Here is a 21,499-nt window from a genome sequence, read left to right on the forward strand (position 1 = left end):
TATTAAGCGGTTGTATAAAGAAAAATGGCGTAAAAAGCGGTAAAAAGCCCTATTGATCAATCAGTCGTAATTGAGTCTTTTGAATTTTGCCAACCGCGGTTTTGGGCAATTGTTCAATAAATGCATAATGACGTGGGCCTGCCTGTGGTGCCGCCTGTGTATTGAATAAAGGCAACATCATCCAGTGATTTATTTGGCGGTTGATAAGGTAAATTTTGAGCAGCTGTTAATACCTGACTTAAGCGTAACGGCTGATAGTTGTTGTCAATTTGGTAAGGTGCTACCAGTTTTTTGACATATTTGACGCCAAGATTGACAAACTTGCCTTTAACGCCTAGCAAATCACCCAACGTGATAATCACTACTCTTTTAACGGGCGTTTTATCGATGACTTTTTGTAAGGTATGGGCAAAATTTTCTTGTTAAATATTTTTAAAAATCCAATTCAAATTTTTAATTTTAATGATGATTTAATTAAACCCAATTGCTTACAATTTCAAGCTTAATCATGCGATAATTGGTTATGTTATAATGCCGACCAAAGGCATTTTTAATAAAACCAATATAACAAGGATAAACCGATGACAGATATGACTGCGGCCACAGCGCCATTAGATTTTAGCAAACCTATCAAATCGCGTGCTGCGGTAGCTTTTGCTGCGGGAGAACCATTACAAATCGTCGAAATCGACGTTGAACCACCGCGTAAAGGTGAAGTACTCGTCAAAATTACTCATACGGGCGTTTGCCATACGGACGCATTCACCTTGAGTGGCGATGACCCTGAGGGGGTTTTTCCAGCGGTTTTAGGTCATGAAGGCGCAGGTATTGTGATGGCAGTCGGTGAAGGGGTAACCAGTGTACAACCTGGTGATCATGTCATTCCGCTGTATACGGCTGAATGTGGTGAATGTTTATTTTGTAAAAGTGACAAAACCAATCTATGCGTCGCGGTGCGTGCCACCCAAGGTAAAGGCGTGATGCCTGATGGTACTACCCGTTTTAGCTATCAGGGTCAGCCAATTTATCATTACATGGGCTGCTCAACGTTTAGTGAATATACTGTCGTTGCTGACGTATCGCTTGCCAAAATCAATCCTAAAGCCAATCCTGAGCAAGTCTGTCTATTAGGTTGTGGCGTGACCACAGGACTAGGTGCGGTAAAAAATACCGCTAAAGTACAAGAAGGCGATAGCGTCGCGGTGTTTGGGCTTGGCGGTATTGGGCTTGCTGTTATTCAAGGCGCCAAACTTGCCAAAGCAGGCCGCATTATTGCGGTTGATACCAACCCCGACAAATTTGAGTTAGCCCGTGAGTTTGGCGCGACCGATTTTGTCAATCCAAAAGATTATGACCAACCCATTCAACAAGTGATTGTTGAGATGACAGGTTGGGGTGTGGATCACAGTTTTGAATGTATCGGTAACGTCAATGTCATGCGCTCGGCACTTGAATGCGCGCATCGCGGTTGGGGTCAAAGCGTAATTATTGGTGTCGCTGGCGCAGGTCAAGAGATTGCCACTCGTCCGTTCCAACTAGTGACAGGTCGCCGCTGGTTAGGCTCTGCATTCGGTGGGGTGAAAGGTCGCTCACAACTGCCAGGTATGGTGGAGCAAGCCATGCACGGTGATATCCAACTGGCACCTTTTGTCACCCATACCATGGGTCTTGAAGATGTCAATACCGCATTTGAGTTGATGCATAAAGGTGAGTCCATTCGTTCAGTGTTGCATTACTAAACCATTACCAAACTTGGCATTATAAAGAATGGGAAATTCACCATGAAAAAAGTTGAATCGCATAAATTGCACGGTGGTGACCTACAAGTGTGGCAGCATACCAGTGCTACCACACACACGGAGATGAAATTTGCCATCTATTTGCCACCCAAAGCCATCGCCCATGAAGCAGCCAAAACCACTGAAACAACAGTTCAAAAATGTGCGGTGCTGTATTGGCTATCAGGGCTGACGTGTACTGAGCAAAACTTTATTCAAAAATCTGGGTTTGCTGAGTATGCCAGTCGTCACAACGTGATTGTGGTAGCACCCGATACCAGTCCTAGGGGTATTGATATTAGCGGTAATGATGTGCCTGATGACAGCGCTTATGATTTGGGGCAAGGGGCAGGCTTTTATGTGAATGCCACCCAAGCGCCTTGGGCAACGCATTTTCAGATGTATGATTATATCGTCGATGAGTTGCCTAATCTAATTGAACAGCATTTCCCAGCCAGTGACCAGCGCAGTATTTTTGGTCATAGTATGGGTGGACATGGCGCGCTGATAATTGCCCTACGCAATCCGCAGCGCTATGCCAGCGTGTCGGCTTTTTCACCCATCGTCGCACCGTCACAAGTGCCTTGGGGACAAAAAGCCTTTAGCGCTTACTTAGGCGATGACCAAAGCACCTGGGCAAACTACGATAGCTTAGCGTGGATGAAACAGTCTGCGCATAGCAAAAAATTACCGCTATTGATTGACCAAGGTAGTGGGGATGAGTTTTTGGCTGAGCAGCTCAAACCTGAGCTTTTTGCGCAAGCTGCCAAGGATGCCAATTATCCGATGACGCTGCGTATGCACGACGGTTATGACCATAGCTACTATTTTATCAGTAGTTTTATCGCTGACCATTTTGCTCACCACGCCGCTGCCCTTCAAGCTTAATCACACAATCACTTGTCGGCGCACACGGCTGACAAGTGATTGACCATTTTGTAATCGCATTCCCCTCTCCGACATTTAAAATAACCACAAATTTGCGATGATTATTTTGTCCGCGATCCTATCTGATAAGGAAGATTGTCATGGTTGACAAGCGCACTGATATCACGGTAACCCCTACCCATAAAGAGCCCTATTTGCAAGGCGTTGTGTTTCGCTACAGCGTGTTTGTCATTGCCTTTGCTATCCTTGCGTTGGGGATTGTGCTACTTAAATGGTGGCTGATAGTGATTGGTCTGGTGGGCTTTGTGGTGGGCATTTATGATTTGATACAAGTCCACCATGCCGTCTTACGTAACTACCCAATTTCGGGACATATTCGTTATCTATTGGAAGAGTTTCGACCTGAACTGCGCCAGTATTTGATTGAAGATGACCAAGCCGCCGTGCCGTTTTCGCGCCAGCAGCGTGCGCTTGCTTATCAACGTGCCAAAAACGTCAGTGATACCAATGCCTTTGGTACCTTAGAAAATCTATACCAGTCTGGCAAAGAATGGTTTTTACAATCCACCCTTAGCTACCCCCTCAAAGAAACCAATTTTCGTATTATGGTGGGCGGTGAACGATGCCTGCAGCCCTACTCGATGTCGGTGTTTAATATCTCTGCCATGAGTTTTGGCAGTCTTTCAGCCGCGGCAATCGAAGCGCTCAATCAGGGCGCAAAACTCGGTGGATTTGCTCATGATACAGGTGAAGGTGCGATTAGTCCGTACCATAAAGAACACGGCGGCGATTTGATTTGGGAGCTGGGTACCGGGTATTTTGGATGCCGTAATCACGATGGCACGTTTAGCGCCGAAAAATTCGCTGAACGCTCGCGCATTGAGCAAGTCAAAATGATTGAAATCAAGCTGTCGCAAGGGGCAAAGCCTGGTAAAGGCGGGGTGTTGCCCAAAGAAAAAATCACCCCGGAAATTGCCGAAACCCGTGATGTGCCGATGGATGTAGACTGCGTTTCTCCAGCGAGCCACTCAGCCTTTACTACCCCGCGTGAGATGGTGCAGTTTTGGCAACAGCTGCGTGAATTGTCAGGGGGCAAGCCGGTTGGTTTTAAGCTGTGTGTCGGACAGCCTTGGCAGTTTATGGCGATTGTCAAAGCCATGATTGAAGCAGATAATTACCCTGATTTTATCGTGGTTGATGGTGCAGAAGGCGGTACAGGTGCTGCGCCTGTTGAGTTTATGGATAATGTTGGCATGCCACTACTCGATGGCTTTTTGCTTGTGCACAACACACTGGTGGGTGCGGGGGTGCGTGACAAAATCAAAATCGGTGTCAGTGGTAAAATCATCTCTGCCTTTGATATCGCTCGCATGCTAGCGCTAGGTGCAGATTGGTGTAACTCAGCGCGTGGCTTTATGTTTGCGGTGGGCTGTATCCAATCACGCGCGTGCCATACCAACAAATGCCCAACTGGGGTTGCTACCCAAGACCCGTATCGTCAGCGGGCATTACATATTCCTGATAAGGCACAGCGGGTCTATAATTTTCATAAAAACACGCTTAAATCATTGGCAGCGATTGTCGGTGCGGTAGGTTTAAAACACCCAAAAGATTTACAAGCGTATCATATCGCCAGACGACTGGAAAATGGGCAGATTAAGCTATTATCCAAGTTTTATTATTTTACCGAACCTGGCGTGTTACTGGATTTATCGGCGCGCTCAGATGTTTTTAACCAAATGTGGGTCATGGCAAATCCTGATAGCTTTTTGGCAAATAACGAGGCGTTAATTGCTTACAATCACGATGTGCGTCACGCCCATGACCACAACGAAAAGCGCTTTAATGAAGGCAATTACCCTGAGCGTATCGACAGCTTTGATGAAACCGCAAATAGCTATTATACCTACGATGATGACCCTTCTTAATACTTTGTCCACAAAAAAACCGCTAATCGTTAGCGGTTTTTTTGTATCAGCTTAGTTTATTCCACCGTGACGCTCTTGGCCAAATTACGGGGTTTATCAACATCTGTCCCTTTGGCAAGCGCAACATGATAAGATAATAACTGTACGGGAATAGTGTGTACAATGGGCGATAACACGCCAATATGACGTGGGGTGCGAATCACGTGTACGCCTTCACTATCAGAAAAATCACTGTCAAGATCGGTAAAGACAAACAACTCACCGCCACGCGCCGAGACTTCTTGCATATTGGCTTTGACTTTGTCGAGTAGGCTGTCATTTGGCGCTATCACCACCACAGGCATGTTTTCATCAACCAATGCCAGTGGACCGTGTTTTAACTCGCCAGCGGGATAGGCTTCTGCATGGATATAGGTGATTTCTTTGAGCTTTAATGCGCCTTCTAATGCAATCGGGTAATGAATACCACGTCCCAAAAACAGCGCGCTTGGCTTATCAGCAAATTTGCTTGACCAGCTGCTAATCTGTGGCTCAAGATTGAGCGCATATTGAATATCATTGGGCAAGCTGCGCAGCGCATTGGTGTATTCGACCAGTTTAGTCTCATCCACATAGCCACGCACACGACCGAGTGTCACCGCCAAACCAAATAAAGCCACTAACTGGGTAGTAAAGGCTTTGGTTGAGGCGACCCCAATCTCCGCACCGGCTCGGGTGTAGACTACTAGCTCACTGGCGCGAGGCAAGGCGGATTCCATCACGTTACAGATGGATAGACTATGTTTGTGACCCTTGGCTTGTGCGTATTTTAGCGCCTCCATGGTATCTAGCGTTTCCCCTGATTGCGAGATGGTGATAATCAATTGTTTTGGATTGGCAATCACCTCACGATAACGGTATTCGCTAGCGATTTCAACATCGGTGGCAATTTTGGCAATACTTTCCAACCAATATTTGGCGGTCGATGCAGCATAATACGACGTGCCACAGGCAAGAATCTTAATACTGTCGATATCATTGAAAACGGCTTCAGCATTTTCACCAAAGTTGTTGGCGATAAACCCGGCATCCAAAAAGATTTCGGCGGTATCTGACACCGCTTTTGGCTGCTCGTAGATTTCTTTTTGCATAAAGTGGCTATAAGCCCCTAGCTCAAGAGACGCTAATGACACTTGCGAAGTAGTAGCTTTGCGGGTCGCTGGATTGCCTTGTTTGTCAATCATTTGTGCCACGCCATCTGCGGTCAACTGGGCAATATCGCCATCTTCAAGATACATGATTTGACGGGTAAAGGCGACAACGGCTGAGACATCCGATGCGATAAAGGTTTCATGCTCACCTAAGCCAATGAGTAACGGACAGCCCATACGCGCCACCACCATGTTTTGTGGCATATCGTTGGCAATCACAGCAATTGCATACGCGCCATGAAATTGTTGGGTCGCCGCTTGTACCGCTTTGAATAAATCACCGCCGTTTTGTACGTAGTGCTGATGCACCGCATGGGCGATGACCTCAGTGTCGGTTTGTGACTCAAAATGATAGCCATTTTGCTGAAGGCGAGCGCGCTCAGCTTCGAAGTTTTCGATGATGCCGTTATGTACCACCGAAATCAAATCACCCGAGATATGCGGATGGGCATTTGGCTCAGTGACGCCGCCGTGGGTGGCCCAGCGTGTGTGACCGATACCGGTGTGACCATACACGCCGCGCTCTTTGGCAGCGGCTTCCATCAAGGCAACACGCCCCACTCGGCGCACGCGTTTGAGTCCTTCATCGGTTTGCACTGCAATACCCGATGAGTCATAACCCCGATACTCTAGGCGTTTTAAGCCATCGGTTAAAAAATCTACCACATTGTCTTGCGCACGAATGGCGCCAACGATACCGCACATAACTGTTCCTTAGTATCCAGTTTTTGGTGTGAGCAATCAACTTTGACTGCTGTGAAAAACAATCCCCCCGTTTACACAGTCGTTAGATTGTTTTATTGTTGCTTAACCAAACAGCTTTATCGTATAAAGCAAGTTTATGGTATCAAGCAAGAATCTGTTAAATTTAGGCAAAAATTCAAATATCAAGATTTTTTTTCAGGACGTTGCCAACCCTCAATCGTGACTTGTTTGCCACGGGCGATGGACAGTTTTTCAGCAGGGCAGGCTTTACTGATGGCACTGCCTGCCCCAATGGTGGCGCGGTCACCAATGGTCACAGGGGCAATCAGCACCGCATTTGAGCCAATTCTAACCTCATCACCGATTTCGGTTTTAAACTTATTGACGCCATCATAATTGGCAGTGATCGTGCCTGCGCCGATATTGGTCTTTTGTCCAATGGTGGCATCACCCAAATACGCCAAATGATTGGCTTTAGCGCCGCTTGCCATTTGGGTGTTTTTAAGCTCCACAAAGTTACCGATATGCACCTCTTTGTCAGTGACCGCATTGGGGCGCAGACGGGCAAATGGTCCGATTTGGTTATCTTCACCCACTACCGCATTGTCAAATAGACTATAAGGTTGCACCACAGTGCCACTGGCGATTTTGCTGTTTTTGATGATACAACCTGCGCCGATTTTGACGTTATCACCTAGCTCACAGTCACCTTCAATGATGACATTAATATCAATTTGCACATCTCTACCAACTTTGAGCGAACCGCGTAAATCAAAACGGCTTGGGTCAATCAAATGTACCCCTTGTTTCATCAATGCTTCGGCTTGATGCATTTGCCAAGTACGCTCTAGATTTGCCAACTGCAGACGGTCATTCACGCCTTCGATTTCAAACTGATGGGTCGGCGATACGGTGGCGATTTCGATGCCATCATCCACCGCCATTTTGACGATATCGGTCAGGTAATATTCGCCTTGGGCATTGTTATTGGTCAAGTTATTGAGGTACTTGTGCAAAATATCATTGGCGACACAGTACACACCGCTATTGATTTCAGTGATTTGTCTTTGCTCATCGTTGGCATCTTTTTCTTCAACAATGGCGATTACTTGGTTGTTGTCACGCACAATACGACCCAAGCCAAACGGGTTGGCTAAGTTTAGGGTCAGCATGGCAAAACGGCTGTCTGTATTTGCCAATTTCTCTAAGGTATCGACGCCAATGAGTGGCACATCGCCTGATAAAATCAAGCTTTTACCCTCTTTAGGCAACACCGGCAAAGTCATTTGCACCGCGTGACCCGTGCCCAATTGCTCAGCTTGCTCGACCCAATCAATTTGTTCATCGGCAAAGGCATCTTTGACTTGCTGACCTTCAAAACCATAGATAATGATATTTTTTTGGCTACCCAATTGTTTGGCAGTGGCGAGTACGTGATGTAGCAAAGGCTTGCCTGCCAGCGGTTGTAGCACTTTTGGCTTGCTCGATTTCATGCGAGTGCCTTTGCCCGCTGCCATGATGATGGTGGTTAAGTTGGTCATGGGAATTCCTTATTTTTTTAAACTAATTTTAATGATACAACAGGTTAAACATAAGTAACGAGCACACTTATAAAGACTATTAGCACAACCCCTGCCATCAGTCCCGCCAAAATGTCGTCAATCAAAATACCAAAACCGCCGCTCACATTTTTGTCCACCCATTTAATCGGAAAGGGTTTTAAAATATCAAAAAAACGAAACGCGACAAATGCAGCAAAGTATAGTAGCAGTAAACTTAACTGATGACCTTGCAATAAAGCATCATCGTAGAAATGCAGCCATAAAATTGGCAAGAGTGACACCCACATGCCGACCCATTCATCCCATACGATATGCGGGTCATCGTGTACACCCATCAAATCAGACGTTTTACCGCAGATATAACTACCGACTAGAGCGCCCACCATCGTAACCGCCAAAAACCCCCAAAAACCCAGCCATAACATCGGAATGGCAACCACCAGTCCACCCACCGTGCCCCACGTCCCAGCAGCGCGCTTTGGCAATCCTGAGCCTAAGCCGATACCGAGCCAATAAATCAGCTTTTCCCAAACACTCGCGGTTGGCGGACAAGGCGGGCAAACATTGGCTTTACGGACGTCGGGTTTGTGCAGTTGGGTCATAGTGCGTTCTTTGGCTAAAAATGCTGATAGCCAGTGATTGAAAATTCAATTGGTTGGTTATTATAAGTCAGCCTCAAGCCGTTTTCTGTGACAATTTTGCCAATGGCAAAAATTTTATCCGAAAACTGTTGATTAAATTTGACAAAATTTTGCTCACTCATGGTAAAGCACAGTTGATAATCATCACCGCCATTGAGCTGATGTTGCCACTTATCAGCATTTGGCAAGGCTTGTAACCGTGGATGCGTTGGAATGCTGGCCAAATCGACCACCGCGCCCACCTTTGATGCGGTTAGGATATGACCTAAATCCTGCCCTAAACCATCTGAAATATCAATCATGCTATGGGCAAACCCACGTAATTTTTGTCCCAGTTGCACTTGCGGAACAGGTAAATCGAGTGCCGGCTGTAAAGCGATTGGTTGTAAAGCGATATTGTGCCGCTCAGATTTTTCAGCGTTTAAAATCTGCTGTAACGCAAAACTTGCTGAGCCAATCTCACCGCTCACACAGATGATATCACCGACTTTTGCGCCCCCTCTAGTAATAGCTTGCCCAGTTGGCACAAAACCCAGTGCAGTGACAGAGATGGTTAAGGTGTTTGATTGGGTGGTATCGCCACCGATGAGCTCGACATCAAATCGGTTGCAAATGTCCGCGATACCTTGGGTGAATGGTTTGAGCCAGTCATCATGTGCAAGCTTAGCGGGCAAGCTAATACCCAGCAATATCGCATAGGGCGTCGCCCCCATCGCTGCCAAATCGGATAAATTTACCGCGACCGATTTATAGCCGATGGCATAAGCGGATGTTGATAAGGGAAAATGCCGACCTGCAACCAGCGTGTCAATACAGCTCACCAGTTCGCAATCACTTGGCATACTGCTTATCGCGCAATCATCCCCAATACCCACTTGGGTCAAAGGGTTTTTGCGTGTACAGTGTTGAAAATGTTGATAAATCAAAGAAAATTCGGACATCTTAGCCATCCGTATCGAGCACAAAAGGGCGTAGCAAGTACGCCCTTTACGGTATTATTTTTCTTCTTCAGTGGTCGCTTGCGATGGCGGCTGCGGCGCATCCTCTGTTTTGGCTTTTTTGGCATCTGCCTCTACTTCAGGCATACGCGCGTCTTTGGCGATTTTATCCATCACCACATGAATCATTTTATAGCCATCTGATGAGCCAAAATGGGTATTGAGCTGAATCGCTTCATCAATCACTACTTTGTAAGGCACTTCCAAGTGCTGCTTCATCTCATACGCACCGACAAGCAATACCGCTTGCTCAACTTTATCTAGACGTGTCCAAGGGCGATCAAGTAGGCTGTCGATATAGGCGATTAAGTCATCGCTTTGCTCAATGATTTTGCTCAGTAGCTCATGATAATAGCCCAAATGCACCGTGTGCATGGCATTCTCACTGCGGGTGTGCGCTTCGATTTCGTGCGATGGATTGCCTGTCAACAGCCATTCATATAACCCTTGTACCACAAAACGGCGTGCTTTACGAATCGCGGTCAGGCTGGTTTTATAATTGACGGCGTTGTCTTGACTCGCCTGCTGTGGTGTGGTGTGGGTTGAATTGTCAGTCATATCGCTACCTTATTCACCAGCCATTTGTGCGTCAATTTGACCCAACACGTTAATCATCTCAAGCGCGACCATGGCTGCTTCTGAGCCTTTGTTACCTGCTTTGGTGCCAGAGCGTTCAATGGCTTGTTCGATGCTGTCTGTGGTCAAAATTGCATTAATGACAGGCACGTCATAGTCCAACCCAATCGCGCCTAAGCCTTTGGCAGATTCACCAGCGACAAAATCAAAGTGCGGCGTGCTACCACGAATCACCGCGCCTAAACCGATGATAGCGTCAAATTTATCGGTTTGTGCCATACGAGCAACCGCCAATGGAATTTCCCAAGCACCCGGTACACGCACCACAGTAATATTGCTACCGGCGATACCATGACGCAGTAAGGTATCAATCGCGCCGCTGACCAAACTTTCTACCACAAAGCTGTTAAAACGTCCTACCACCATACCGATTTTGGCGTGGGCATTGGTGTGTAGTTCACCGCTGATATGCTGTACTTGGGCGAGTTCGTTTTGAAGATTTGCCATGATGATTACCTTTAAATTGTAAAAATTAGAATCTGAATTTTGCTAGGTATGATACCATTTTTGTTAGGTTTATTCATGTTATTTAGCATGAACCTAGGTTACTCTTGTTAAAATAAAAAACCCGCCACAGCGACGGACTTTTATACAAAATAATTAAGCTTATTGGGTCAAAAAGCTTGGTAATGCTTTATGACGTTTTTCCAATTCTTTCGCTTTTTTCTTGCTGACACCGCCCAACACCTCAATGGCATGACGCAGGCGCTGCAATGTCATATCTGCCCCAATCAAATACATTGAATTCATCACAGGCGTGCTTGACTTGCTACCTGCGATGGCAATAAAAAATGGCGACATAAAATCACGCAACTTAATGCCCATCTCGCCTGCCAAACCAGACAATACCGCTTGGATATTCTCCTCCGTCCATACAGGCAGGGTTTCTAACTGCCATTGCGCAAGTTGTAGAATCTCCACGGTTTGCTCAGTGGATAGCACTTTATGCTCAAAGTCCACCTCACTAATCGTTGGCAAGTTTTGGAAATAAAAGCCCGACCAATTCACCGCATCCGACAACAAGTTAATGCGTGGCTGAATGGCTTTGGCAATCGCGGTGAGTTTTTCACTGTCATTTGCCCAATCGAGGATTTTGGTTTTTAAGGCTTCGGGTGACAGTGAGCGCAACCATTCGCCATTGAGCCAAGTGAGTTTTTCCACGTCAAAAATCGGACCGCCAAGCGACACCCGTTTGATGTCAAAACTGGCAATCATGTCATCCAACGTGAATTTTTCGGCTTCATTTGGCATCGAATAGCCCATCCGTCCCAAATAATTAAGCAAGGCTTCTGGCAATACACCTGCATCACGGTAATAAGTGATAGACGTTGGGTTTTTGCGTTTGGATAGTTTGGATTTGTCGGGGTTTCTGAGCAGTGGCATATGGCAGAGTACGGGCATATCCCAACCAAAATATTTATACAACAGTTGATGTTTTGGGGCGGAGTTAATCCACTCTTCGCCACGGATGACATGGGTAATCTGCATCAAATGGTCATCGACCACGTTTGCCAAATGGTAGGTCGGTAGACCGTCGGTTTTAAGTAGCACTTGCATATCCACTTGTGACCAAGGAATCTCGACCTCGCCACGTAGCATATCGTCAAATTTACATACACCCTCGTCTGGCACACGCATACGAATGACAAATGGCTTGCCTTCGGCGGCGAGCTTGTCCGACTGTTCACGGGAAAGGTTCGCATAGCGACCGTCATATTTTGGGGTTTCGCCCCGCGCCATTTGTTCGGCTCGCATTTGATCTAACTCTTCGGCTGTGGCAAAACAGCGGAATGCATGACCTTTGTCCAACAGTTCTTCGGCGTATTGTTTGTAGATGTCTTTGCGTTCGCTTTGGCGGTACGGTGCATGTGGACCGCCTACGTCTGGACCTTCTGCCCAGTCAAGACCGACCCAGCGCAGGGCGTCCAAAATCATTTGTTCAGATTGTGCGGTGGAGCGCGTTTGGTCGGTGTCTTCAATGCGTAGGATAAAGTCACCGCCATGCGCTTTGGCAAAGGCAAGGTTAAATAGCGCGATATAGGCAGTGCCAACGTGGGGAAAGCCTGTGGGGCTTGGGGCGATACGGGTGCGGACTTTTGACATGGATTTCTCAATTTTACAAAAATTTCAAATTAGCGGCTATTATAGCCGACTATCGAATTTTTATAAATTGAATCCTAGCGATGATAGGTGGCTGATAAAATATAAATTTGGAAGGCAACGCTAAATGCTAGATTGACTTTGGCATTTAGCGTTATTTTTGAACACTAATTCAATTATTTATCCTTGCGATGGCGAATGATTTCGACAATCATTGGTACCACCGAAAACACAATAATGGCAATCATAATCCACGAAAAATGTTCTTTGACAAAGGGTAATTGACCAAAAAAATAGCCTAGCGTGGTAAAAGATACCACCCATAATACCGCGCCAACGATGTTATAGCGAGCAAACTGGGCATAATTCATGTTACCCATCCCGCCTACAAACGGCGCGAAAGTGCGTACAATGGGAATAAAACGGGCAATAATAATGGTGCGTCCGCCGTATCTTTCATAATAATCGTGGGTTTTTTGCAAATAGCTTTGCTTAAAAATCTTGGAATTGGGATTGGAAAATAACTTTTGCCCAAAGTGTTTGCCAATCTCAAAATTAACAAAATCGCCCAATACTGCCGCTACAATCAATAAACCAATCAGCACAAAGATATTCATATCGCCCACTGCGGCAATGGTGCCTGCGGCAAACAACATCGAATCCCCGGGCAAAAATGGCAACACCACCAGACCCGTCTCGCAAAACACAATGGCAAACAAAATCGCATAAATCCAATTACCATAGTTGTTGACCAGCTCTTGTAAATGATCACCGATATGCAAAATAAAATCAACCAACCACATGGGCTATCCTTATAATTTTAGACAAAACAACAAAATATAACTAATCTACAGTCGTTATATGAAGGCAACATTAAGCAGGCATCATTATAGCAAGAATGGGTAAAAATTTTGTGCTTTTAGGCAAAAATCATCTTGACAGCAAAATAAGTTTTCAATAAAATACGCGCACTCTTAGGCAAAGCAGTCTAAATAATTCCCAAAAATGGGGCTATAGCTCAGTTGGTAGAGCACTTGCATGGCATGCAAGGGGTCAGCGGTTCGACTCCGCTTAGCTCCACCACTATTAAGTCTGCTTAGAGCACCTCGTGCGATTGCGTCCCCATCGTCTAGAGGCCTAGGACATCGCCCTTTCACGGCGGTAACCGGGGTTCGAATCCCCGTGGGGACGCCACTTATTTTAAAAAAGCCATTGTCTGACGGACGATGGCTTTTTTGTTTTTGCTATCTGTCTCTAGTAAGAGTTTTTGCTATCTAGTGTTGCCTTGCCACATCCTAGGTTAAATAGGTTACATAGCTTACAATGTTTTGCTTTTTCCCATGCCCCGCGCCACAAAATTAATTTTCCTTGCGCTCAGTTGACGCTTTGTCATCAAAATTAGCATATAATTGAGCGCGCAATTGCGTATGGGATAAATGATTTTTTTGGCTATCTGCTTTTAGCTACATGATTTAAGCCACTAAATTTTATCACTCGAGATTTTACCACTCGAGTTTTGACTCGCTGATTTTAAGCTATTGGGAAACTGGGCGAAGACTATGGCAAATTTTAACACCCACATAAGCGTGGCTTTTGTCGCAAGTGGCGTCACTGGCTTGGTGATTTATAAAGCAGGGATGCTGACCGCGCCTGAATATTTGATGTGTGTGGTGGCTGGTACCATTGGTGGCTTGCTCCCCGATATTGATTTGGACCACTCGGTACCGGCGACCGTAGGATTTAATGTCGTATCGCTGTTGTGCGCATTTTTTATTGTTATCTTGTGTGTCGGGCAGTTTTCGTTGGTGGCATTGGCAGGATTGTGGTTAGCATCTTATTTGCTGATGCGCTACGGTGTGTTTAATTTATATAGCAAATTGACGGTGCATCGTGGCATCGTGCATTCGATTCCCTATCTGGGGATTATGGCGATGACCCTCGTGTACGCCAGCTTTTATGGGTTTAAGCAAGGCGCTGTTATCAGTTGGTTTTTGGGGCTATTTTTGATGTTTGGCGCCATTGTTCATCTGCTGTTAGATGAGATGTTTAGCGTCAACCTGTTAGGGCTGAGTGTCAAAAAATCTTTTGGTACCGCGTTTAAAGTGTTTAAGTTCGATCAAGTAGGCTGGTATTTGGGCTTATATGCCGTGTTGGCTGCCCTGATTGTGTTTGCCCCGCCATTTAAGATATTTTGGCAGACGCTACAAGACCCGATTAGTTGGCTTATTTTAAAGAAAAATATCTTGCCTACCGCCATCAACCTACCGAACATTCATTAACATGATACATACATCACCTTGCCCCTGCGGCTCTACACTGTCTTACGCTGATTGCTGTGCGCCCCTGCATGTGGGGCAAAAAATCGCTGATACCGCAGCACAGCTAATGCGCGCTCGGTACGCGGCATTTGTGCTTCAACATATCGAGTATATCGTTGCCACCACCGCGCCTTTTCAGCAGCCGCTGCTCGATACCCAAGCAATTAGCGACTGGGCAAAGCAGACTGACTGGGCAGGACTTGAAGTCATCAACCATCTAGCAAAACTTGGCAAACGCCATGCACAAGTTGAGTTTAAAGCCTACTTTCACTTGCCTAATGCATCAGTTGGGCATTCAGCGGGTTTGGACTTAGCTGCTTTAGACAACAAAGGTTTAGACGGCAAAGGCGTCCATCATGAGCTATCCACCTTTGTGAATATTCCCACCCATGGCACCAGCCGTTGGTATTTTTTGGATCCGACAGTGGTCATGCCTGTCACCCAAAAGCAGCCTTGCCCCTGTGGTAGTGGTGAGAAATACAAACGCTGCTGTGGACAGTTTTTGGCTTAATCGCTGCGCCATTGATAACAAAGAATTTAACAACCGCTCTACAATTTTTTTGGTTTTTAAAAGGGCTTTTTTGCTAGACTAATTTTATTTGCGATTTTGCGATAAAGACAACGATATTAAAGGAGAGTCCCATGCCTGCCCTACGCCAAGATATTGATCCAGACGGTTTATTAGAATACTCTGTAGTCTACACCGACCGCTCGCTCAATCACATGTCCAAAAAATTCCAAACCGTGATGAATGATTTGTCCACAAGTTTAAAAAACGTGTATAACGCCGATGCGGTGGCAATCGTGCCGGGTACAGGGACTTACGGTATGGAAGCGGTTGCGCGCCAGCTTGCCACTGACCAAACAGTGCTCATCATCCGCAACGGCTTTTTTAGTTTTCGCTGGACGCAAATCCTTGAAAAAGGTCGTATCACGGATGACGTGACCGTCTTGACCGCACACATCGGTGACAACAGCGACTCAATGGGGCAACAACAGCAGTTTGAGCCAGTGGCAATCGAGACGGCTGTCGCCGAGATTCAATCTAAAAAACCTGCGGTGGTATTTGCCCCGCATGTCGAAACCGCAGCAGGCTTGATGCTGCCTGATGACTACATCAAACAACTTGCCGATGCAGTGCATAGTGTCGGTGGTTTACTAGTCATTGACTGTATCGCATCAGGCTGCGTGTGGCTTGATATGAAAGCGTTGGGCATTGATGTGCTTATCTCTGCGCCACAAAAAGGCTGGTCAAGCACGCCATGTGCGGGGCTAGTAATGATGAATGAAACAGCCGTTGCCAAAGTGGAAGCCACCGAATCGACCAGTTTTGGGCTTGATCTCAAACAGTGGCTCACTATCATGCGCGCTTATGAAAATGGCGCTCATGCGTATCATGCGACGATGCCAACCGATGGGCTGACCAAATTTCGCGATACCGTCAAAGAAGCCGAAGCGATTGGACTTGATAAACTCAAAAGCGCCCAATTTGAATTGGGTCAAAAAGTGCTCTCTGTCCTCAATCAACACGATATTATCAGCGTCGCAGCTGCAGGCTACCAAGCGCCCGGTGTGATTGTGGTCTATACTGACCGTGATGATATGCACAAAGGTGCAGCATTTGCAGCCCAAGGCTTACAAATTGCAGGCGGCGTCCCACTGAAAGTTGGCGAACCCGACAGCTTTAAAACATTCCGTTTGGGGCTATTTGGGTTAGATAAATTAACAGATGTAGACGGTACAGTCAGCCGTTTTAAGCAAGCGCTTGAGAAAGTATTAGCTTAATTATCAACGTACGTGTTAGCGCATTGATTAGCAGAACAACGGTTTGTTTTAAAAGCTCTGTGAAACAGGGCTTTTTTTATCTCTTAACACTCACTCATACAGCCTTTTTGCTATGCGAAAGGTATTGCAATGGGCTTCCACCACATCGTCGATGTTTTCTGAGTAGCCGCCACCCATCACCACCGCCACTGGAATTCCATGGGCTTTGGCTTGGCTAAATACAAACGCATCACGCTTGGCACAGCCGTCACGGGTGAGCGCGAGTTTACCGAGCTTATCGGTGGAGAGCACATCCACAGCAGACTGGTAAAACAGCATATCGGGTTTCACTTTTGTGATGAGTGCTGGCAGCGTCTCCATTAATATTGCTAAATACGCCTCATCGCCTGTCTCGTTTGGCAAATCAATATCCAAATCAGATGCTTGCTTGCGAAACGGATAGTTTTTTGCGCCATGCATACTGAAGGTAAATACCCGAGGTTCATTTGCCATCAAATGCGCTGTACCGTTGCCTTGATGCACATCCAAATCTACCGTCAGAATCTGGGTCGCTTGTCCACGTGCCAACAATAAATTACTCGCCACCGCCACATCGTTAAACACGCAAAACCCTTCGCCATGATCGGCAAACGCATGGTGGGTACCGCCTGCGATATTGAGCGCGACACCGAATTGTTTGGCGAATAACGCACATTCATAAGTGCCGTGGGCAATCACACGTTCCCGTTCAACGAGCCTGGGCGTCATCTCAAAGCCGATGGCACGCGCGTCCTTGGCGGGCAATGTTTGCTGTTTTAGATGCTGCCAGTACGTTTGTGTATGTGTGGTGAGAATTTCGTCTTCGCTCAATCGCTGCGGGGCAAAAAAATTGGCTTGGGTGAATGTACCCTCCGCCAATAACCGCTCCGCAATCATCGGATATTTTTGCATGGGAAAACGGTGACGCTCGGGGACGTCATATTTAAAAATATCAGAATAAGCGACTTTTATCATATTATAAGCTCGCCCCCACTTTGCGGGCGATGGCAATGCCTTCTTCAATGGTTAAGCAGGTCGGATTATCAGGGGTATCTTTAAATAAAATATCGCCATCCCGAAACATCAAACATTCATCCACATACAGCTGTTGCCAGTGTTCGTTGTAAGTCAAAGGAATGGTAGTAATCAAGGTCACTTTATCGGTCTGCGAAGTCACTTCACTAAAATCAATCGCCAGCTCACTGTCAGCGAGTTTCGCCTCACCAAATGGCGCTTTACGGGTGATAAAAAACAGCAAGCTTCCTGCATACGCCAACTGCCAATCGCCATTGCTAATGAGACAATTAAACAAACCCAGCGCCGATAACTCACGACAAATCGTGGTCAAAAACTGGAATAGCACCTCGTCACTGGGCGGCTCACTAAACTGTGATTTGAGGCGATTGAGCAGATAACAAAATGCCATCTCTGAATCGGTTGTACCTACGGGCTGATAGTGGGTGGGCACAGGGCTGAGCTGGTCAATAAAACCCATCTGCAGCTGCCCATTATGCGCAAACGCCCATTCCTCGCCCCATACCTCACGGACAAATGGGTGGGTATTAGCCAAGCAATTTGTGCCTTGCGTGGCTTTGCGAATATGGCTAATTACATTCATCGCCTTAATCGGATAACTGTTGACTAAATCCGCCACCGGTGAGCAGAAACTTGGCTTGTCATCGTGAAATTGACGTATCCCAGCTTTACCATTACCCTGCGATGGGTCGGGATTTTTTTCAAAAAACACAATACCAAACCCATCGGTATGGATATCGGTCTGCCCGCCCCGCTTGCGAAACCCCGCAAAGCTAAAATGAATATCGGTGGGTGTGTTGCAATTCATACCCAGAAGTTGGCACATGGTGATTAGGGTTCCTTTCTACTGCAATTTTGCTGAGTCGTTATGGTCTACCAAGCCGTCATCCGCTAGTTGCGAGGTGTCATCGATATTATCGAGCAAAGCTCTGGCTTGCTCAACATCTTCAGGGGCAACCCATAGTACACCGCCTGTGTTTAATCCCATCAAATCAACGAGTTGGGTCTGTACGTTGATGCCGTTGTTTTGTAAATAGATGGCGTGGGTTTCTGCCAATAAGTTGGTCGGGTATTCGGCAAGTTTCTGCCAGTTGTTAGTATCATTCATCTTTACTATTCCGAGAATTATGTATATTTTGGTAAAATTAAATTGAAATCAATCATAAAAATGCTATTATTAATAGGTAGTCTGACCTAGGGCTAGACCCTACAGTAGGACTCATCGGGTTCGGCGAAAGCTGAACCCTTTTCTTTTTAACGTATAACTATGCCTAACGGATGACTTTTACTTGCTTGTTTTAATAAAACTGGCATTAGTCTATCAAGATAATTTCTACCACCTTTCTTTTTAACATATTGATTAGTAAAAAATTTCTGCCCCAAGAAATAAGCATTAACATCGGCTAATTGAATAAAATAAGAATGTGCAGAATCACGATGAATTGCATCTTCTATTACCCATTGTGTGGGCATCATACGATAGCCTGAGCCCAAGTTAAAGCTATTTGGGACAGGATTATATCTTCTCATTCGTCGGGTTAAATTTCTTAATTTTATCTCATCAGTTTTATCAACAAATAACAAAGCTGAATCAGTTGCATTGTTTGAACCAATAAAATTGTGATGATAAAGTGTATTTTCGATACGCTGAATAAGCGTTTGCCAAGCAAGGCTAAAAATATCACTATTTAAAGATTTATTCTTTTTGTTTACCACCACGTTCACAATTTGATAATTAAGTAAACTTGCTTGAAAATCAATAACATCTCGTAACAGCCTGAGCCGTAAAGACTTAGGAATTCTCTGAAAATCACCAGGTTTGTGAATAAAATGAGAACAGTGAATTTCTTCTCGTAATTTAAAACCATAGCTTGCTCTCAGTTCTTTTCTAAAGCCAATCACTGAATTTAACGTGGTTTGCCAATGACTTTCATGAACTACGATAGCACTTAAACAAAAATAATTCGATGGACTATTTACCAAGCCAGTATCACCGCTTTCATCCACATACACAAGAAACATTGAATATCCTTATTTCACGCTCGCCCAATGAAAGCTGGCTAGGCGTTTCATCAAATCAGGATTTTTCACCATAATATTATCGCCCGTGCGACCTTGCTGACGGTTATAATAAATCACATTCAAACGTAGCAGCCAAAACGTCACGCCCGCCATGGCAAGCATAATCGGCAATGCCTTTTTCTCATCATCGTTTAAAGCGCGTTTGCTCTCGTAGCCTTGTAAAAACGCTTGCATCTTGGCGTCATCAAAATTCACCGCTTCGCCATCGTTAGCATTACCCCAAGTGGTGCAAAAATCATTAATGGTAATCGCCACATCCATCACAAAATGTTCAACACTCACTTCGGTAAAATCAAGCAAACCTGTGAGTGTTGGCTGGGTTTCATCACTAAAATCCCACAGCGTGTTATCGGCAAACATGTCCAGATGACATAACCCTGTTGGCAAATTTTTGCTCGCTACGGTTTCGTAGGCTTGCCAAATATCACTCATCAATTTGGCTTCATCGCTTGGCATAAACTTGGTTTCACGGTCACGCACCAGATGCCAAGGATATAACTCAACGCCATAGTTTTGTGCAGGGGTCAAGGTTTGCAAAGTTTGGTGAAGAACGGCTAAAGCCTCGCCCATTTGACGGCACATATCAGGTGTGGTTGCTTTTGGGTGACCGCCCGAGAGTTTTGGTGACACCACAATAGCTTTGTTGTCAAAATACAGCAAATACTCGCCGTTTTTGGCGGCTAGCGGTGCTGCTACAGGTAGCTGGTCTTTTAATCGGTTTAGGATAATCGCCATTTTTTGAATTTCATGCGGTTTGCGTTCTTCAAACAAGGTAAATACATAAGACGGCTCGCCGGCTTTGTCCGTGGTCGTTTCAATAAACCAATTACTGTTTTTGATACCCTGTGTGATAGGTATGGCTTTGGCAAAATCCACGCCAAATTGTTGGCAAAAATCACTAAATTGTTGGTCAGTCAACTGGGTATATACAGACATAAGGCATCCTCGAAGCGCAGCACACCGATAAAACTGCGGTAATGGCAAAGTAAATTTGATAAACTTACGGCTATTATAGAAGGAAATCGAATATGTTAGCAAAACGAATTATCCCTTGCCTTGATGTTGACAATGGTCGGGTGGTCAAAGGTGTGCAATTTGTCGACATCAAAGACGCGGGCGACCCTGTTGAAGTGGCGCAGCGCTACAACGAACAAGGCGCGGATGAAATCACTTTTTTGGATATCACCGCTACCCATCATGGACGCGACACCACCTATCACACGGTTGAACGCATGGCAGAAACCGTATTTGTACCGCTGACTGTGGGCGGCGGGGTGCGTAAAGTCGATGACATTCGTCACTTGCTAAACGCGGGTGCGGATAAAGTATCGATTAATTCAGCGGCAATTTTTAACCCTGAATTTGTCGGTGAAGCGGCAGCGCGTTTTGGCAGTCAGTGTATCGTAGTAGCGATTGATGCCAAAAAAGTGGCTGACAATCAATGGGAAATATTTACCCATGGGGGACGCAAAGCGACTGGCATTGATGCGGTGGCATGGGCGGTAAAAATGGCAGGTTTTGGGGCGGGTGAACTGCTTGTGACCTCGATGGACTCAGATGGTACCAAAAACGGCTATGATATCGCCTTGATGAAGCGCATTACAGATAGCGTGAATGTGCCAGTGATTGCCTCGGGTGGCGTCGGTAATTTGCAACACTTGGCAGATGGGGTGCTGCAAGGCGGTGTTGATGCGGTACTAGCGGCGAGTATTTTCCATTTTGGCGAATATACCGTGGGGGAAGCCAAGCAGTTTATGGCACAGCAAGGCATTGAAATGCGCTTGTAATGGCGAGCCTTGTGAGAACGATAGCCGTTGGTAATAACTAAAAGGGCA

Annotated in this window: 21 protein-coding genes and 2 tRNA genes; 9 read left to right on the forward strand and 14 right to left on the reverse strand. The window is 45.9% G+C overall.

The window, feature by feature from the left end; translation table 11 throughout:
* Nucleotides 1-113 precede the first annotated feature (113 nt).
* Entirely contained in the window at nt 114-362 is a 249-nt protein-coding gene (locus ACAM37_RS09725) for an AMP-binding protein (RefSeq protein WP_007115126.1), read from the reverse strand.
* 267 nt (nt 363-629) lie between these two features.
* On the opposite strand from ACAM37_RS09725, the gene ACAM37_RS09730 reads away from it, so the two are divergent.
* The 3 genes from ACAM37_RS09730 (at nt 630) to ACAM37_RS09740 (ending at nt 4,594) form a co-directional block, all read left to right on the forward strand.
* Nucleotides 630-1,739 (forward strand): S-(hydroxymethyl)glutathione dehydrogenase/class III alcohol dehydrogenase, encoded by a 1,110-nt coding sequence (locus ACAM37_RS09730; protein WP_369626859.1) that lies wholly within the window; start codon nt 630-632, stop codon nt 1,737-1,739.
* A gap of 42 nt (nt 1,740-1,781) precedes the next feature.
* On the forward strand, nt 1,782-2,666 hold the full coding sequence (gene fghA, locus ACAM37_RS09735; protein WP_369626113.1) for an S-formylglutathione hydrolase: 885 nt from the start codon (nt 1,782-1,784) through the stop codon (nt 2,664-2,666).
* Between the two features lie 140 nt (nt 2,667-2,806).
* On the forward strand, nt 2,807-4,594 hold the full coding sequence (locus ACAM37_RS09740) for an FMN-binding glutamate synthase family protein (protein ID WP_203172452.1): 1,788 nt from the start codon (nt 2,807-2,809) through the stop codon (nt 4,592-4,594).
* A gap of 56 nt (nt 4,595-4,650) precedes the next feature.
* On the opposite strand, the gene glmS is transcribed toward ACAM37_RS09740, so the two are convergent.
* From glmS to ACAM37_RS09780, 8 genes are all read right to left on the reverse strand, one after another.
* Nucleotides 4,651-6,489: a glutamine--fructose-6-phosphate transaminase (isomerizing) gene (gene glmS / locus ACAM37_RS09745; RefSeq protein WP_369626114.1), complete on the reverse strand. Its 1,839-nt coding sequence runs from the start codon at nt 6,487-6,489 to the stop codon at nt 4,651-4,653.
* 182 nt (nt 6,490-6,671) lie between these two features.
* Nucleotides 6,672-8,030 carry a bifunctional UDP-N-acetylglucosamine diphosphorylase/glucosamine-1-phosphate N-acetyltransferase GlmU gene (gene glmU / locus ACAM37_RS09750; protein ID WP_369626115.1) on the reverse strand — a complete coding sequence of 453 codons (1,359 nt, stop codon included), beginning with the start codon at nt 8,028-8,030 and terminating at the stop codon, nt 6,672-6,674.
* 44 nt (nt 8,031-8,074) lie between these two features.
* Nucleotides 8,075-8,653 carry a phosphatidylglycerophosphatase A family protein gene (locus ACAM37_RS09755; protein ID WP_369626116.1) on the reverse strand — a complete coding sequence of 193 codons (579 nt, stop codon included), beginning with the start codon at nt 8,651-8,653 and terminating at the stop codon, nt 8,075-8,077.
* A gap of 14 nt (nt 8,654-8,667) precedes the next feature.
* Complete coding sequence (thiL, locus tag ACAM37_RS09760; protein WP_369626117.1) at nt 8,668-9,633, reverse strand: thiamine-phosphate kinase; 966 nt, start codon at nt 9,631-9,633, stop codon at nt 8,668-8,670.
* Between the two features lie 54 nt (nt 9,634-9,687).
* Nucleotides 9,688-10,248, reverse strand: a complete 561-nt coding sequence (gene nusB / locus ACAM37_RS09765; RefSeq protein WP_159768182.1) for a transcription antitermination factor NusB — start codon at nt 10,246-10,248, stop codon at nt 9,688-9,690.
* Nucleotides 10,249-10,257: 9 nt separating this feature from the next.
* Nucleotides 10,258-10,773, reverse strand: a complete 516-nt coding sequence (gene ribH / locus ACAM37_RS09770; RefSeq protein ID WP_007115135.1) for a 6,7-dimethyl-8-ribityllumazine synthase — start codon at nt 10,771-10,773, stop codon at nt 10,258-10,260.
* A 159-nt stretch (nt 10,774-10,932) separates the two neighbouring features.
* The gene (gene gltX / locus ACAM37_RS09775; protein WP_369626118.1) at nt 10,933-12,429 is read right to left on the reverse strand and encodes a glutamate--tRNA ligase; all 1,497 of its coding nucleotides are present in this window, start codon (nt 12,427-12,429) and stop codon (nt 10,933-10,935) included.
* A 173-nt stretch (nt 12,430-12,602) separates the two neighbouring features.
* Nucleotides 12,603-13,229 carry a DedA family protein gene (locus ACAM37_RS09780; protein WP_369626119.1) on the reverse strand — a complete coding sequence of 209 codons (627 nt, stop codon included), beginning with the start codon at nt 13,227-13,229 and terminating at the stop codon, nt 12,603-12,605.
* A gap of 204 nt (nt 13,230-13,433) precedes the next feature.
* Here ACAM37_RS09780 and ACAM37_RS09785 point away from each other — a divergent pair.
* The 5 genes from ACAM37_RS09785 (at nt 13,434) to ACAM37_RS09805 (ending at nt 16,529) form a co-directional block, all read left to right on the forward strand.
* Nucleotides 13,434-13,509, forward strand: a tRNA-Ala gene (locus ACAM37_RS09785).
* A 35-nt stretch (nt 13,510-13,544) separates the two neighbouring features.
* Nucleotides 13,545-13,620: transfer RNA gene (locus tag ACAM37_RS09790), tRNA-Glu, on the forward strand.
* Between the two features lie 365 nt (nt 13,621-13,985).
* Nucleotides 13,986-14,705: a metal-dependent hydrolase gene (locus ACAM37_RS09795; protein ID WP_282850150.1), complete on the forward strand. Its 720-nt coding sequence runs from the start codon at nt 13,986-13,988 to the stop codon at nt 14,703-14,705.
* A 1-nt stretch (nt 14,706) separates the two neighbouring features.
* Nucleotides 14,707-15,255 (forward strand): YchJ family protein, encoded by a 549-nt coding sequence (locus tag ACAM37_RS09800; protein WP_315265469.1) that lies wholly within the window; start codon nt 14,707-14,709, stop codon nt 15,253-15,255.
* A 131-nt stretch (nt 15,256-15,386) separates the two neighbouring features.
* Nucleotides 15,387-16,529: an aminotransferase class V-fold PLP-dependent enzyme gene (locus tag ACAM37_RS09805; protein WP_007115140.1), complete on the forward strand. Its 1,143-nt coding sequence runs from the start codon at nt 15,387-15,389 to the stop codon at nt 16,527-16,529.
* 90 nt (nt 16,530-16,619) lie between these two features.
* Here the strand turns inward: ACAM37_RS09805 and ACAM37_RS09810 are convergent, their stop codons facing one another.
* The 5 genes from ACAM37_RS09810 to ACAM37_RS09830 form a co-directional block, all read right to left on the reverse strand.
* Nucleotides 16,620-17,522 (reverse strand): histone deacetylase family protein, encoded by a 903-nt coding sequence (locus tag ACAM37_RS09810; protein ID WP_284035052.1) that lies wholly within the window; start codon nt 17,520-17,522, stop codon nt 16,620-16,622.
* A gap of 1 nt (nt 17,523) precedes the next feature.
* Nucleotides 17,524-18,408, reverse strand: a complete 885-nt coding sequence (locus ACAM37_RS09815; protein WP_369626120.1) for a class II glutamine amidotransferase — start codon at nt 18,406-18,408, stop codon at nt 17,524-17,526.
* Nucleotides 18,409-18,426: 18 nt separating this feature from the next.
* Nucleotides 18,427-18,690: a hypothetical protein gene (locus tag ACAM37_RS09820; RefSeq protein ID WP_312534150.1), complete on the reverse strand. Its 264-nt coding sequence runs from the start codon at nt 18,688-18,690 to the stop codon at nt 18,427-18,429.
* 146 nt (nt 18,691-18,836) lie between these two features.
* Nucleotides 18,837-19,604, reverse strand: a complete 768-nt coding sequence (locus ACAM37_RS09825) for a DUF3800 domain-containing protein (protein WP_062333511.1) — start codon at nt 19,602-19,604, stop codon at nt 18,837-18,839.
* 9 nt (nt 19,605-19,613) lie between these two features.
* On the reverse strand, nt 19,614-20,600 hold the full coding sequence (locus tag ACAM37_RS09830) for a homoserine kinase (RefSeq protein WP_369626121.1): 987 nt from the start codon (nt 20,598-20,600) through the stop codon (nt 19,614-19,616).
* Between the two features lie 92 nt (nt 20,601-20,692).
* Between ACAM37_RS09830 and hisF the strand changes: the two genes are divergently transcribed.
* Nucleotides 20,693-21,451: an imidazole glycerol phosphate synthase subunit HisF gene (hisF, locus tag ACAM37_RS09835; protein WP_007115145.1), complete on the forward strand. Its 759-nt coding sequence runs from the start codon at nt 20,693-20,695 to the stop codon at nt 21,449-21,451.
* The last annotated feature ends 48 nt before the right edge of the window (nt 21,452-21,499 follow it).

This window comes from Moraxella sp. K23, assembly GCF_041154765.1.
GTDB lineage: Bacteria > Pseudomonadota > Gammaproteobacteria > Pseudomonadales > Moraxellaceae > Faucicola > Faucicola tetraodonis.

Bases quoted from the DNA above. Each gene is read 5' to 3' on its own strand.
- glmU (WP_369626115.1), bottom strand. From the start codon at position 8,030: ATGACCAACTTAACCACCATCATCATGGCAGCGGGCAAAGGCACTCGC.
- ACAM37_RS09820 (WP_312534150.1), bottom strand. From the start codon at position 18,690: ATGAATGATACTAACAACTGGCAGAAACTTGCCGAATACCCGACCAAC.
- hisF (WP_007115145.1), top strand. From the start codon at position 20,693: ATGTTAGCAAAACGAATTATCCCTTGCCTTGATGTTGACAATGGTCGG.
- thiL (WP_369626117.1), bottom strand. From the start codon at position 9,633: ATGTCCGAATTTTCTTTGATTTATCAACATTTTCAACACTGTACACGC.
- ACAM37_RS09825 (WP_062333511.1), bottom strand. From the start codon at position 19,604: ATGTTTCTTGTGTATGTGGATGAAAGCGGTGATACTGGCTTGGTAAAT.
- gltX (WP_369626118.1), bottom strand. From the start codon at position 12,429: ATGTCAAAAGTCCGCACCCGTATCGCCCCAAGCCCCACAGGCTTTCCC.
- ACAM37_RS09815 (WP_369626120.1), bottom strand. From the start codon at position 18,408: ATGTGCCAACTTCTGGGTATGAATTGCAACACACCCACCGATATTCAT.
- ACAM37_RS09800 (WP_315265469.1), top strand. From the start codon at position 14,707: ATGATACATACATCACCTTGCCCCTGCGGCTCTACACTGTCTTACGCT.
- ACAM37_RS09805 (WP_007115140.1), top strand. From the start codon at position 15,387: ATGCCTGCCCTACGCCAAGATATTGATCCAGACGGTTTATTAGAATAC.
- ACAM37_RS09810 (WP_284035052.1), bottom strand. From the start codon at position 17,522: ATGATAAAAGTCGCTTATTCTGATATTTTTAAATATGACGTCCCCGAG.
- glmS (WP_369626114.1), bottom strand. From the start codon at position 6,489: ATGTGCGGTATCGTTGGCGCCATTCGTGCGCAAGACAATGTGGTAGAT.
- ACAM37_RS09755 (WP_369626116.1), bottom strand. From the start codon at position 8,653: ATGACCCAACTGCACAAACCCGACGTCCGTAAAGCCAATGTTTGCCCG.
- ACAM37_RS09780 (WP_369626119.1), bottom strand. From the start codon at position 13,229: ATGTGGTTGGTTGATTTTATTTTGCATATCGGTGATCATTTACAAGAG.
- nusB (WP_159768182.1), bottom strand. From the start codon at position 10,248: ATGACTGACAATTCAACCCACACCACACCACAGCAGGCGAGTCAAGAC.
- ACAM37_RS09795 (WP_282850150.1), top strand. From the start codon at position 13,986: ATGGCAAATTTTAACACCCACATAAGCGTGGCTTTTGTCGCAAGTGGC.
- ACAM37_RS09740 (WP_203172452.1), top strand. From the start codon at position 2,807: ATGGTTGACAAGCGCACTGATATCACGGTAACCCCTACCCATAAAGAG.
- ribH (WP_007115135.1), bottom strand. From the start codon at position 10,773: ATGGCAAATCTTCAAAACGAACTCGCCCAAGTACAGCATATCAGCGGT.
- fghA (WP_369626113.1), top strand. From the start codon at position 1,782: ATGAAAAAAGTTGAATCGCATAAATTGCACGGTGGTGACCTACAAGTG.
- ACAM37_RS09830 (WP_369626121.1), bottom strand. From the start codon at position 20,600: ATGTCTGTATATACCCAGTTGACTGACCAACAATTTAGTGATTTTTGC.